This is a genomic window from Pseudoalteromonas sp. SANK 73390 (assembly GCF_054966645.1).
Window position 1 is genome coordinate 112,702 of the sequence record NZ_ARPN01000035.1, and the last position, 14,130, is coordinate 126,831.

A 14,130-nucleotide genomic window follows, 5' to 3' on the forward strand; every position below is an offset into this window, starting at 1 on the left:
TAAGGTGGCAATCAGGGCAGTTATATTGAACTTACCAGCTGCCACCTTGAGTTTGTTATTGGTCGTTCGGAACTAACTATCACCTGAACTTGTGTTTGGGCCTTTGACTAAGTGCACAGGCTGTTTTCACTAATAGGGGATTTTCACAGCGCCTCATGTGGCCCAAATACTTCATACAAAATACGCTGCGACTCAACACCCAGATCAAGTAACTGCTGTTTAATTGCTGCCATAAACGCAGTGGGGCCGCAGAGGTAAAATTCACCATGTGTTAATGGTAGTTCAAGTTTGCTTTGACTCAGTTGAATACGTCCTGTTTGATCGCCTGCATCGCTATTTTCATACCAAATTTCTTTGCTCAAGTTTGCGTGTGACTGTTCGATGAACGGCCTAAAGCTATGTTCAGCCTCATCGACACAAGCATGAATAAACGCTAACCTGCGAGTTGTTGCAGAATTTATCGCCTGCTCTAGCATTGCCATCATGGGGGTAATGCCCACGCCAGCACTGATAAATACTTTTTCATTTGGGGTATTTTGTAGCACAAAGTCCCCTGCTGGTGGGTAAAGCGTGATTGTGTCGCCTGTATTTAATTGGTGCAAGTGCGTTGACACCAGCCCTTGTCTTTTCACACTAATGCGATAATGGTTTGCCTTAGGCGACTGCGACAGGGAATATTGGCGAATTTGCGTATTGGCACTTTGTTCAGGTTGTACACTTACACTAATAAACTGACCCGCTTGGTAATGGGTAATAGGGCGTTTATCATTGGGGGTAAGGTAAAAGCTTTTTACGTTTTCTGACTCTTTTACAATGGTATCAATGGTAAATTCACGCTCATTACGCCAGCCACCGACTTGACTCTGAGTTTTTTGATATAGGCCTTCTTCTTGACTAATAAATAAATCGGCCAATAGGGCGTAGGCTTCGCGCCATGCTTGCTCTATATCTGGTGTGAATTGCTCTGGCGCTAGCTCTTTGAGTGTTTCAATTAAATGGTAGCCAACAATATCGTAATGCTCTGCTTGGATATTTAAACTAACATGTTTGTGATTAATACGAGTAATGGCCTGTTGTAGTACTGATGGATTATCAATATGAGTAGCATAGGCCGCAATGGCGCTAAATAGCGCGAATTGTTGCTTGCCCGTTTGTTGGTTAGTCATATTAAAAATGTTTTTAAGTTCAGGGTTATGGGTAAACATTCGCTGATAAAAATGCGCGGTGACCGCAGTACCCGCGTCGCTTAAAAGAGGAATTGTGCTTTTAACTAAAGAAATAGTGCGCTGAGATAACATAGTAACTCCAAAGGTAAAAAATTAACCACGACGACCGTCAACGCGCTGTTGCGTTAACACGTTAAAGTAGTGATGAACAAATAAGCTAAAGCCAACACACCAAAGTATTGCGCTGTATAGCCAAGCTAGGTGTGGGGAAATAAAATAGGGTAAAAAGGCACGACATATAGCACCTATTGCAACGGCCATAAACGCCAAGCTAACAGTGTGGGGAACTTGCAAGGGCCGACCTGTATGGCCCAAAGATACTCGAGCCATGACGGCGATGATCATCAAGCCAATACTACCAAGCGTGATCAAATGCAAAGCATCAGTAAAGGCTATAAGTGGGGTGAAAAAGTTGATTCCCAGCTGTAATAATCCAATTGCACCAAGGATGTAGCCTAGGTGCAGTGACCAAAGTAAAGGCACAAACAAAATTTTTGCGTTAAACCACAATACAGTGCGGATAACGTGCAACAAGGCGCTTAAAATCAATAGGTAACCAGGGTTCAGTGCTAACTTAAATACTTGGCTCAATACAAAACCCGTAATACCCAAAACGCTAACCCAAAGTAACAACTGGTCTAGTTTGGGTGTACGCACTTGCTGCGTCAGTTCCAGTCCTCTGGCCGTGAAAAAAGGGATCACACGGCCACCGACTATGCCAATGAGTAACATAAACATCAATACGGCAACCTGAGTAAATATGCGTGCTAAAGCAAAATCTTGTTGCATCAGTAATATAAAAAATAGTGTATTGAATATGCACAACCCAGTTAACAGCACAATAAATATATAATTATTCTTTGATTTGGCACGAATGAGCATATTACTCAGTACTGTAATGGCGATAAGCCAAAATGCGAGTTGACCTATTAACACCACTAACAAGACTTGTGGTTGAGTAAAAAATATGACGCGGGTAAGGACCCAAATAGCTAAAAGCAAAGCTAGCTTATAACCGCTAATACTGGGTACATTGGTCCAAGTCTGTGCGGCTGTTAGCAAAAAGCCAACGGCAACAGCCCCTGCAAAAGCAAAAATCATTTCGTGTGCATGCCAAAGTGTGGCAGTAATGGGGGCATGCCATGTTAGTTGGCCCATTAATAACCCTGCCCAGAGTCCAATACTGATCACCGCCCATATGGCAGCTGATAAAAATAGCGGTCTAAATGCCAGCATAAATAATGGCCATTGTTCAATTTGATACCATTTAGCATGCGCACTTATGGGCTCTAATAAATTGATTGGGCGCATTATTTTACCTCCATACCAAGTTGGTATTGGCACACACAGCGCGCCACATAGCTGAGCTTAAATAATCCTGCAATGACAATCGTTGAGATGTGTAATGAGATTTGCCAAGGTAGACTAAAATAGTCAGCTAAAGGGTAGCTTGCGATTACACTGGCACTAAAGCTAAGGGCGAACAGCCCTAACGCGATATTAGCGGTTTTTAAAATAAGGGTGACATTTTGCATACTAAGCACCTTGGACTGATTAATAGTGTTTAGTTATAGCATTCAACGTGCCAATTTTAATGTTGTTAAAAATCAGAGTATTATGATTTAAAGTTTGAAAGTGAAGTCATTTTGACATATTATTTTATGTTCACAATTAACTATATGAGTCATTTTGACATGAAGCCGCAAGCGCTATCACAACTACTTACGCTGAGTATTGCTCTGACTCGAGCTCAACCGTCACAACTAACTGATTCGGTTAATGGCTTTTATAGTGCATTAATACAGGCTATTAAAGCCTGTATTAATGCTGATGCAGTGGCACTATTGCTTAACCAAAACGGTATGCTCACGCCAGTGGCACTAGATGGGTTAACCAGAGACTCTTTTGGACGGCGCTTTGATATTAACGCGCATCCACGTTTAGCGGCTATTAGTCAAGCTCGTGGGCCACTTCGTTTTGATGAACACTGTGATTTACCAGATCCCTACGATGGGCTGTTATTAGCGACAGATGGTGATATGCCTGTGCATTCGTGTATGGGGTTAGCCTTGTTTGATGAGCAGCGGTTATTAGGCATTTTAACATTAGATAGCCTAACTCCTGGAAGCTTTAGCCATTATAGTGAATCGTTCTTACAGCATGTAAATGACATTGTTACTGAACATGTTAAATGCGCTATGTATAACGAGCAACTGTTGCGCAAAGCACAGCATGGTAATGCGCTTGTCTTAGCGTTAAATCAAGCGACTCACGACATGGTTGGGCAAAGCACTGCTATGCTTTCACTTTGCAGCGACATACAGTTGGTTGCTAGTTCTGACTTTAGTGTATTAGTACATGGTGAAACGGGTACAGGTAAAGAGCTGGTAGCGCGCAATATTCATAAATACTCGCCGCGTGCTGAGCAAGCTTTTGTTCAAGTTAATTGCGCTTCTTTACCTGAAACTTTGGCTGAGAGTGAATTTTTTGGTCACCGCAAGGGGGCATTTACTGGTGCGGATAAAAGCCGCGAAGGTAAATTTATGCTAGCTGATGGTGGCACTATTTTTTTTAGATGAAATAGGTGAATTGCCACTGATTATTCAAAGTAAATTATTGCGTGTACTTCAAAGTGGTGAAATTCAGCCTGTAGGAGCTGATAAAACTGAACAGGTGAATGTACGTGTTATAGCAGCAACTAACCGTAACCTTGAGAATGAAGTTTCACAAGGGCGTTTTCGAGCTGACTTATACCATCGCCTCAGCGTTTACCCTATAAATGTACCACCGCTGCGGGATCGCCGTGATGATATTCCCCTACTGGCAGGGTTTTTTATAGAACAAGTACGCAAGAAACTGGGCATAAAGCAGGTAACGTTAAATTCAAAGCTTGAAACAATTTTAAAGCAGTATGATTGGCCGGGTAACATTCGAGAGTTAGAGCATGTGATTAGCCGAAGTGCACTCAGAGCAAAACAAGCCCAGTGGCCAGCAGACATTATCTGTATTGAACCGAAATATTGTGAGTTGCAAACCAGTAACATAGTCACAGAAACTAAGGTCAGTGTTCCTTCAACCGCAAACGCAACACAGGCTCTTAAAGTGGCGGTAGATGACTTTCAACGCGGCAAAATAATTCAAGCACTTGAAGAGCATAATTTAAACTGGTCGGCTACAGCGCGTGCGTTACAAATTGATAGAGCGAATTTAGTGCGTTTAGCGAAGCGGCTAAATGTGCAAATTAAAAAACATTTGTAGTAGAGTTTATCTCCTCTTTAAGTCATTTTTATCGTGTTAAAGTGGCCCGTTAATTTGCCATAAGTAACGGTAGGAAACGTATTGTAACTACAACTGTAATTAGCAATGTTAATCACTCTCAATAATGTTATAAGTCATTTATTTTAAAAGGATATATTAATTTTTTATTTAGTGCTAATCAATCTTGCACCCTCCATGTTTTGAACTAGTGTTAATGAGCGAGTGTTTGTTTTTTTAGGGGGCCCCATGCAGGGTAATAAGCAAGTTTTAAATGTACTAAACAGAATACTGACTTTAGAGCTCACGTCGATAAACCAATATTTTTTGCATGCACGTATGTATAAAAATTGGGGTTTGGAAGAGCTTAATGAAAAAGCCTACAAAAAGTCGATTAAAGATATGAAGCAAGCCGATGATTTAATCGAACGGATTTTGTTTTTAGAAGGGCTTCCAAATTTGCAGCATTTAGAAAAGTTGCATATTGGCGAGCAAACAGAAGAAATGCTCAGTTGTGATTTAGCGTTTGAAATGGAACAAATTCCAGAGCTTAAATCTGCCATTGCATTGTGTGAACAAGAACATGACTTTGTCAGCCGTGAATTACTTGAAGAGATTTTAGAGTATGAAGAAGAGTATGTTGATTGGATAGAAGCACAACAACACTTGATTAAACACACTGGCATTGAAAACTATCTGCAATCGCAGATTGAGGAGTAACCTATGCAAGGCAGTCAAACAATTATTGATTTACTTAATCAGCAGTTAACGCTAGAGCTAACATCAATGGATCAATACTTAGCACACTCAAAAATTTATGAAGATTGGGGCCTAGGCAAATTAGGTGACAAGCTTGCTCATGAATATGATGAAGAACTTGACCACTCTAAAAGTATTATTGAGCGTATTTTATTTTTGGAAGGCACACCTGATACTGCGTCTCGCGCTCCAATTCATGTGGGTGATAATGTACAACAAATGTTGGAAAATGACTTAGCTGCAGAAATGACGGTTGCAGCAAGTTTAAAAAAGATTATTGCGCAGTGTGAAAAAGAAAATGACTATGTAACTCGTCAAATGCTTGAGCAGCTGTTAGATGATACTGAAACAGATCATATTTATTGGCTCGAACAGCACTTAGGGCTGATTAAGCTAATTGGTGTACAAAACTACATTCAAAGCCAAATGGGCAGTGGTGCAGCGCCTTAATAGGTTTTTGTATAAACTATGTGAGCTAAAAGCAGCGTTAAGCTGCTTTTTATTTGCTGTAACATTATGTTTGATAAATATATAATATAGTTAGGCTTTGCCATTCATTATTGTTTATACAGGAAAGTAGGTGTTGAAGCTTATCCCAAAAATAAATACAGAGCGCTTAAGAATAACGGTAGTACAACCCGACCATATTGGCATGTTAAGGCAATTTGAAAGCGATAATCGCTTACATTTGCAAAGATGGGAGCCATATAGGGATACTAAGTATTATAGCGAGGTTCTTACTCAACAACGCGTGGCAAATAACTTTAAACAGTTTGAGCTAGGTACAACTTTACCCCTTATTGGGTGAATAAAGCACAAACAAAAATAATATGTCTATGCACTTTTTCAAACATTGTACATGGAGTATTCAAGGCGTGTCATTTAGGCTACTCAGTAAGTCATCAAGAGCAAGGTAAAGGGTTAATGTTTGAGATGCTCCAAGCTTCTATTGATTATGCGTTCGACGCGTACGACTTACATCGTATTATGGCCAATTATATGCCCTCTAATACACGATCGGAGAAACTATTAAATAGACTTGGATTTGAAAAAGAAGGCTTAGCCAAGTCATACTTAAAAATTGCAGGGCAGTGGCAAGATCATGTTTTAACATCAAAAATCAGCCTTAATCACCAAGCATACTAAAGCATTTCATCATTTTACGTGAGATTAATTATTGTTATTAATCTCTATCGAGTAATTCATTTCTACCCTGATTCGAGCACTAAAAAGTGGCCAAACGTGCACAATAGAGTCTTTTTCTTAAATGTTTTGTAAACATAAAATCAAAATTTGGAAGTTGTGCTGTTTCGCTTGAAGTTTACTGAATAAGATTTAGTAAACTCACTATGTACACTTTGAAAATAACACCAGCAGTTATATGTACATTTAAGCCATTATTTAGTCAATCACACAAAAAAATTATCTTTTAGTCATTTAGGATACGTTGATTTTAGCGAGTAATGCGGGTTGACGATTTATTCTGTGTGGTTGGCTAACTTACATAAAATAGCTATTCTAGGTAGCCTCAGCTTTGCCTAAACCATTAACTTTCTGCTAGAAAAAACAGCAAACTAGTATGCCTGACATTACCAGTCATACTATGGTATAGACATTGCTTAGTTAGCAGCCAATCAAAACTTTTTAAGGAAAGTAACTATGTATGCGGTGCATATTCTAGCAGGAACTCTGGCATTGGTATCAGGCCTACTGGTACTTATTACTACAAAAGGTAGCGGCTTGCATAAAAAGATAGGCAATGTCTTCTTTTTCTCTATGATTTTTGTCTCATTAAGCGCACTTGCACTTGATATTATGCTTTCTCAAATGCCATCTTTTAGCTTACTGACACTTTATCTAATAACAACCTCTTGGCTTACCGTTAGACGACCGCCTGAACAAATAGGGAAGTTTGAAATCTTTGCTTGTGTAATGGCTTATCTAACATCCTTTACCCTGTATTATCTGGGTTGGCAAGTGACTCATGGAGAACAAATGTATGGTATTCCACCCAACATGACTCCTTTTTACTTTGTTACAGGTACTTTGGCATTGCTTGCTGCGATTTTTGATACCAAAATGCTGGTAAATGGAGGAATAGCAGGTGTACATAGAATTGCACGACATTTGTGGCGTATGTGCTTGGCATTTATTTTTGCAATGATGTCCTTTTTATCACAGGACGTTTTTCCTGAAGCCGTTAAAGCGTCAGGTTTGCTCTGGATACCAGTCTTGATACTCGTGTTGTTGCTCTTTTACTGGTTAGTAAAAGTCATATTTTTTTCTCAAAGATTCAAAAAAATGGGCGAAAGCGTCATATGAAGAATATGCTCTACTGAACCATCGCATACTACTAATGTAGCTATTTTGGTTGTGGTAAAAAAATATAATCTATTTCGTGCATAATAAATGCCTTCGTTTTGCTACATTCTAATTTGACGTGCTGCAAACAAAGAACTGATACCTGTCACATAACCAGTTGTGGGCTAGTTGTAAGTCAGAACTTTTGACATGTAATATTACTTTTCACTGTTGTATCTTGTACAGATAAACCACATAAGCAAGCAAAAGTAATTCTTATCGTAATGATTTAGTTGGCAAATAGATTTAGTTGGCAAATAGATTTAGTTGGCAAATAGATTTAGTTGGCAAAGATTCATATTGCGTATATTATAAACGAACGTTCGTTCTATTTTGTGATGTTAATGAATAAAGGTAAGCATACTAAGCAGCAAATATTGGCCACTGCGCTTAATATCGCCACTGAAACAAGCCTAAATGACCTTACAATTGGTGGTTTAGCAGCAGTGATGAACATGTCTAAATCTGGGTTGTTTGCGCATTTCAACTCAAAAGAAAATTTACAGTTGGCTGTTTTGGAACATGCACATGCATTGTTTTCACAAACTGTAATTGCTCCAATCAATAAGCAATTTTCACCGTTGGCTAAGTTATTAAAAACTTGTGAGCTATGGCAAGGTTGGTATCAAGGTAAAGCTTGCAATTGCATATTTATCTCTGCAGCTGTTGAGTTTGACGATCAACTTGGTGCGGTGCGAGATCTGGTTAAATCTTTATTGCAAAGCTGGCTCAGTTATCTCAATAAATTAGTCGTACAAGCTATCGAAGCAAAAGAGCTGAGAGAGCAAACTGATGCAAAACAGTTTACCTACGAACTGTATTCTTTATATTTGGGCTCGCAACATATGAGGTGGGTTGGATTTGAAGACGATACACACACCAGATTTAACTTGGCACTATCGCGTTTAATTAAGCGCTATCAAGGATAAAAAATATGAGTAGTAAAATTTATTTTTCTGAGCAACAACACCGAAAATCTTTAAGCTATTATGCTGTAAAAATGGTATCGGGCATAGTAGCGCGTATTGCCCCAAGCTTGGGTAAAAGGTGTGTACAGCGATTATTGCTGACACCCGTTCGTCATCAGTCCAAAGTTATAAAGCCAAATACAATGAAGGAATACAAGCTAAATACTCAGTTTGAGCAATTACATATTTATGAGCTGGGTGATGGTCCCATTGTTTTGTTCACCCATGGCTGGTCCGGCAGTACAGGGCAGTTCTATCCACTTATGGAAAAAGTTGCGGCACTTGGATTTAAAGTTATCGCGTTTGACCATTACGCGCATGGAAATAGCGCGGGTAAAGAAGCTAATTTACCGCTTTTTGTTCGAGGTTTAGACGCGGTAAAGGCGCACATAGACTTACCCATTGCAGCAACAATTAGTCATTCAATGGGAAGTATTGCCGCACTTAATAGAGTAAGCACCAATGTTCATATTCTCATTGCGCCTCCATTTGATTTTTATACCGGTTTTGAGCAACGAATTTTGGCAACGGGCATATCCAAGCGTTTATTCAATACAGTGATCAAATCAGTAGAAAACCAGCACGATATGATTTTTGACAATCTATTGCCTGAGCATCACTTAGCTAAGCATAAGAACATTGTGATTGTACATGATTTGGAAGACAAATTTGCATTTCATCATTTAACTGAAAAGGTTGCAAAAATTCACTCGCATTTAACGTTAATCACAACTCAAGGTTTAGGACATGGTCGTATCATAAATGACGAACAAACTTGGCAAGTAATCGAAGCACAGTTAACTATGCTTAAAGCATGATAAGAGTATGGGTATCTATAATATTTTTGCTACTAGGGTAAGTGTTCATACCTCATGATAATTACAAGATGCTCATAGTTCATAAAGTTTATGATATATCGCTATGTAAGTACTGCAAATTTTAAAAAGTTGAGCTACTTTTAAGGCTATGATTGCGTTAACTAGTTAGTTTATGAAATTCTATTATTGGCTTGTATTTTTGTACTTTATTGGTATGTACGCCAATGCAGAGGACAAAACGCGAGTACTTAAAATTTATCACGACTCTGATTATTCAAACCATCTGGCATCGGCTAACGCGATGAAAATAGGGCTGATCACGGCGCTAGCTGAAGTAAATAATCAGGTGCAAGGCTACCAACTTAAATTGGTTGAAAAAGATCATAGAGGCAACAGTAATCGGAGCCTTTTGCATATTAGGCAATTTATAGATGACTCTGATGCACTTGCCATTCTTGGGGGATTGCATTCGCCCCCGTATATCAAATATCGTAACTTTATTAATGAAAATGGCGTGTTGCTGCTTATTCCTTGGGCAGCTGGCGGGCCAATAACCCGTTATCCTGATGGCGTTAATTGGGTGTACCGACTGTCAATTGATGATACCAAAGCAGGCTTCACTTTGGTTGAACACGCAAAGCGAGCACTTGAGTGCAAATCAATACATACACTTTTAGAGAATACACCTTGGGGTAAATCTAATTATAAAACAATACGTGATGCTGCGGGTGTAAATAATGCTCCGGCGGTTACTTGGTTTAATTGGAATACGCAATTAAATAGTGCCAAAATTATGATTCGAGAAATTATACAAAATGATGCGGGTTGTATTGTGTTTGTGGGCAATGCATTAGAAGGAAGTCATTTTGTTAATGCGATGTCGAGTTTTCCTAAAGAGTTACAGATACCCATTGTAAGTCACTGGGGGATCACCGGAGGAAATTTTTGGTCATCTGCTCAAGCTGCTTTGAAGCAAGGTGTGGTATTGCACTTTATTCAAAGTTGCTTTTCACTTCGCGATTATAAGCGATACCCTCAAGCGAAAGTGGCTGTGACATCTGCTCAAGCATTATTTCCTGCTGCGATGAAAAACATCGAAATACTACCCGCACCTACCGGCTTTGTGCATAGCTATGATCTTGGTCGACTGTTAATAAGTGCTTTGTCTAATATCACATTGACCGATGATATAAAGCATAATAGAGCTGCATTGCGAGGTGCTTTGGAACAAATAAACTCGCCTGTCGTGGGCCTTATTAAGACATACGAAGTACCTTTTTCAACTTGGTCTGCGGATAAAGATGATGCTCATGAAGCACTTGGTTTGGCCGATTTTTGCATGGCAAAATATGATAATGATGGTGGCGTGGTGCTTCTGCCCCAATTAAACAGGAAGTTAAATGATAAATCAGTCATTAAGTAGAGTGTTTAGGCTCAAATCAGATAAGCTATTTTATGCATTTTTGATAATGAGTTTATTTTTATCGGTGAGTATAAGCCTTATTTTAGTAGGAAAAAAAGCAAACGAATCGGTAACACAACTGCAAATAAATACCAGTCAGGTTGAAGCGAAACTGACCAAAAATTACCTAGAACAATTTTTAGAAACTCGAGTACAGTTGCTACTTGATTTGGCGCATCAACCAGTTTTGGTACAAGGGGTAATGGGAAGTGGACATTCTGCAGCTTCACTGCCTGACTTTTTCGATGAGCTAACCTTACTCGGTCAAAAAGAAGCTATTCAAATAGTTAATGTACTAGGTGAAACAGTTTATAGCAGTAGTTTTTCTGAGAGCTTTATTGACAACCATTCATTATGGCTGCAAAAAATAATCAGTGGTGAGAGTGATAAAGCCATTGTGCTTGCGCCAATGGGTGATTCACAAATGTTTAAAATAGCCGTGCCAATCAGTTATAACGGTTTTATTGAAGGCGTTTTATTGGCAGGGTTTAGTATTGATTTAAACGACGTATTACTTGCTGCCAAGCAGGACTATACAACGGCTATCTCATTAAGTGGAAAGTGGGTTCAATATAGTAATCTTGACTCGAATAGTGATTACGTTAGCATCAATAAACAAGTAATAGGAACAACAGGCATTACTTACGAGTATTTTGTCAAGTCAAGTCGCCTTAATGAAAAAGTAAGTCAATTTCAAAAAAGCATAGGCTGGGCGGTGACGTTAAGCTTAACCTTATCATTTGGGTTACTGCTGGTGTTTGGACAGCAATTGTTATTAAACCCCTTTCGTCGTATTGAACACTCCGAACAGCGAGCAAAAGCGAATGAAGATAGATATAAACTGGCTATTGAAGGAAGCTACGATGGATTGTGGGATTGGGATTTAGAGAAACATAATATTTACTTTGCACCCAGATTTAGAGAGTTACTCGGCTTCGATAGAGATGACGTTGAGCTTTTTCCAAATCAACTTAGTGCAATCGAGGTTCGCATTCATAGCGAAGACAAAGCGTTAGTTAAGCGTGAATTGCAAAACCATTTCAAAAATAACACCCCATTTAACTTGGAGTTGAGAATACAAGTGTTTTCCCATGAATATCGCTATTTTCGTGCTAAAGGTGTTGCCCTTAAAAATGATCAGGGCAAAGCGGTTAGAATGGCAGGTTCGCTCACAGACATCACAGAACAGCGCTTGTATCAAGGTGCTCTGCAAGAGGCCAAAGAACATAATGATATGCTTGCTGAAGCAATTGAATCGTGCACTGTAGGTATTTCTATTGCAGATGCAACACAGCCTGAACTTCCCTTAGCTTTTGTTAACCGAGCATTTTGTGAGATGAGTGGTTATGACAAGCGGGTGTTGGGTACAAATTGTCGCTTTTTGCAAGGAAAAGAAACCTCAAAAGAAACCCAAATTCAGATGCGAAAAGCTATCAAGTCGCATCAAAAGCTCTCTATTAAGCTTATTAATTACAAAAAAAATGGTGAACCATTTTGGAATAATTTAAAATTGTCACCTGTCTTCGATAGTGCCGGTAAACTAAAAGCTTATGTCGGTATTCAGCAAGATATTACCCGCGAAGTTGAATCTGAATTGGTATTAGAAGAAGCTAAAGTTGCTGCGGAGCAAGCAAGCCTAGCGAAAAGCGAATTTTTGGCATCGATGAGTCATGAAATAAGAACTCCCATGAATGGTGTGTTAGGTATGCTTAATTTATTACTCAATGGGCAGTTGAATGAGGAGCAGAGCCATCGGGCGAGGGTTGCCTTAAATAGTGCAACATCATTGTTAGGTTTAATTAACGATATTTTAGACTTTTCTAAAGTCGATGCAGGTAAGTTGGAGCTAGAAGAATTAGAGTATGATTTACGTGGCGTACTTGGCGATTTTGCTGAATCAGCGGCGATGCAAGCTCAAGATAAAGGACTTGAATTAGTACTGGATATGACCAAAGTCGATGAGTCAGAAGTCAGAGGGGACCCTAGTCGATTAAGGCAAATATTGACAAACTTAGTCAGCAATGCAATTAAATTTACCGAACACGGAGAAGTTGTTGTCACAGCCAGTTTGGTTAAAACTGATAGAGATTGTTTACGCTTTGAATGCCAAGTGCGTGATACGGGCATTGGTATATCAAAATCGAAACAAAGTAAGTTATTTGACTCATTCTCTCAGGTAGATGCTTCGACAACAAGAAAGTATGGCGGTACGGGACTTGGCCTGGCCATCGTTAAAAAGTTGTGTGAGCTTATGGGAGGAAGTGTTTCAATATCGAGTGAGATTGGCAAGGGAAGTTGCTTTAGTTTTGATGTGTTAATGAAACACAGTATCGGTTCTACGCAGGTACTACCAAGCGTTGAAATGTCACAATTGCATATTTTAGTTGTGGATGACAATCATACCAATAGAGAAGTTTTGATTGGACAGCTTCAGCATTGGGGAGCGCAAGTCTCGCAGGCGAGTTCCGGCCAGCAGGCATTGCAAACGTGTGAGCGTTATTTGAACGAGCATGGTGCATGTTTTGACATCGCGTTTTTAGATATGCAAATGCCAAAAATGGATGGTGCTATGTTAGGAAGTGCAATTCGGCAAAATCCTAAACTAAACGATATGAAACTGGTCATGATGACGTCAATGGGAAGCCATGGTGATGAACATTATTTCGCAAAGCTTGGTTTTGCCGCATATTTTCCTAAACCAGCAACTACTTTTGACTTGTTTGCAGCACTTTCAATTGTTGCTGATAATGGCGAGGCGCTCGCTAAGGCAAAACCACTTGTTACATCAGGTTATATTCAAGCACTTAAGAAAAATAATGCGGTTGACCCTGAACGAGTTGAGTGGAGTGAATCTATTCGTATTTTACTTGCAGAAGATAATCAAGTGAATCAAATCGTAGCAATGAGCATGCTGAAAAAATTAGGGCTTAACATGGTCGATGTTGCGGCGGATGGACAAGAAGTTTTAAGCATGCTTGAACAAAGGCAAGAAGATGACAGGTACCATCTACTAATTATGGATTGTCAAATGCCTGAGTTGGATGGCTATGAAGCAACTCGGGCAATTCGCAATGGAGAGGCTGGATTATATTACAAGAACGTAAATATTATTGCCATGACTGCTAATGCTATGGTTGGCGATAAAAATAAGTGTCTAGAAGCGGGCATGGATGATTATATTGCTAAACCAATCGGACAAGAAATATTATTAGAGAAGCTGATGGATTGGTTGCCGCATACTATTAAAAGTCACTAGCTAGAAGAGCTCAAGCATGTAATGC

General features: G+C 39.4%; 12 protein-coding genes and 1 pseudogene. 10 read left to right on the forward strand and 3 right to left on the reverse strand.

Translation table 11 applies throughout. The features are described from left to right. Window positions 1–143: 143 nt before the first annotated feature. From hmpA to SANK73390_RS03065, 3 genes are read right to left on the reverse strand one after another with little or no spacing between them, the layout of a single operon-like run. Entirely contained in the window at window positions 144–1,298 is a 1,155-nt protein-coding gene (gene hmpA, locus SANK73390_RS03055) for an NO-inducible flavohemoprotein (RefSeq protein ID WP_462763389.1), read from the reverse strand. A gap of 21 nt (window positions 1,299–1,319) precedes the next feature. Further along, entirely contained in the window at window positions 1,320–2,537 is a 1,218-nt protein-coding gene (locus SANK73390_RS03060; protein ID WP_462763392.1) for an NnrS family protein, read from the reverse strand. After that, the gene (locus tag SANK73390_RS03065; RefSeq protein WP_462763394.1) at window positions 2,537–2,761 is read right to left on the reverse strand and encodes a hypothetical protein; all 225 of its coding nucleotides are present in this window, start codon (window positions 2,759–2,761) and stop codon (window positions 2,537–2,539) included. The genes SANK73390_RS03060 and SANK73390_RS03065 overlap by 1 nt, the downstream gene beginning before the upstream one ends. 159 nt (window positions 2,762–2,920) lie before the next feature. Between SANK73390_RS03065 and norR the strand changes: the two are divergent. The 10 genes and pseudogenes from norR (at window position 2,921) to SANK73390_RS03115 (ending at window position 14,105) form a co-directional block, all read left to right on the forward strand. Continuing rightward, window positions 2,921–4,484, forward strand: a pseudogene (norR, locus tag SANK73390_RS03070) (nitric oxide reductase transcriptional regulator NorR). Window positions 4,485–4,730: 246 nt separating this feature from the next. Then, entirely contained in the window at window positions 4,731–5,201 is a 471-nt protein-coding gene (bfr, locus tag SANK73390_RS03075) for a bacterioferritin (protein ID WP_462763397.1), read from the forward strand. Window positions 5,202–5,204: 3 nt separating this feature from the next. Continuing rightward, window positions 5,205–5,690, forward strand: coding sequence for a bacterioferritin (gene bfr, locus SANK73390_RS03080; RefSeq protein ID WP_462763400.1), 486 nt, complete (start codon window positions 5,205–5,207; stop codon window positions 5,688–5,690). A gap of 130 nt (window positions 5,691–5,820) precedes the next feature. Further along, on the forward strand, window positions 5,821–6,048 hold the full coding sequence (locus tag SANK73390_RS03085) for a hypothetical protein (RefSeq protein WP_462763403.1): 228 nt from the start codon (window positions 5,821–5,823) through the stop codon (window positions 6,046–6,048). Then, on the forward strand, window positions 6,045–6,386 hold the full coding sequence (locus SANK73390_RS03090; protein WP_462763405.1) for a GNAT family N-acetyltransferase: 342 nt from the start codon (window positions 6,045–6,047) through the stop codon (window positions 6,384–6,386). The genes SANK73390_RS03085 and SANK73390_RS03090 overlap by 4 nt, the downstream gene beginning before the upstream one ends. Window positions 6,387–6,899: 513 nt before the next feature. Further along, the gene (locus tag SANK73390_RS03095) at window positions 6,900–7,562 is read left to right on the forward strand and encodes a DUF2306 domain-containing protein (protein ID WP_462763408.1); all 663 of its coding nucleotides are present in this window, start codon (window positions 6,900–6,902) and stop codon (window positions 7,560–7,562) included. Between the two features lie 383 nt (window positions 7,563–7,945). Beyond that, the gene (locus SANK73390_RS03100; protein ID WP_462763410.1) at window positions 7,946–8,530 is read left to right on the forward strand and encodes a TetR/AcrR family transcriptional regulator; all 585 of its coding nucleotides are present in this window, start codon (window positions 7,946–7,948) and stop codon (window positions 8,528–8,530) included. Between the two features lie 5 nt (window positions 8,531–8,535). Next, window positions 8,536–9,387, forward strand: a complete 852-nt coding sequence (locus SANK73390_RS03105) for an alpha/beta hydrolase (protein ID WP_462763412.1) — start codon at window positions 8,536–8,538, stop codon at window positions 9,385–9,387. Between the two features lie 172 nt (window positions 9,388–9,559). Continuing rightward, complete coding sequence (locus SANK73390_RS03110; RefSeq protein WP_462763414.1) at window positions 9,560–10,810, forward strand: ABC transporter substrate-binding protein; 1,251 nt, start codon at window positions 9,560–9,562, stop codon at window positions 10,808–10,810. Further along, window positions 10,788–14,105: a response regulator gene (locus SANK73390_RS03115; protein ID WP_462763416.1), complete on the forward strand. Its 3,318-nt coding sequence runs from the start codon at window positions 10,788–10,790 to the stop codon at window positions 14,103–14,105. The genes SANK73390_RS03110 and SANK73390_RS03115 overlap by 23 nt, the downstream gene beginning before the upstream one ends. Window positions 14,106–14,130: the final 25 nt, after the last annotated feature.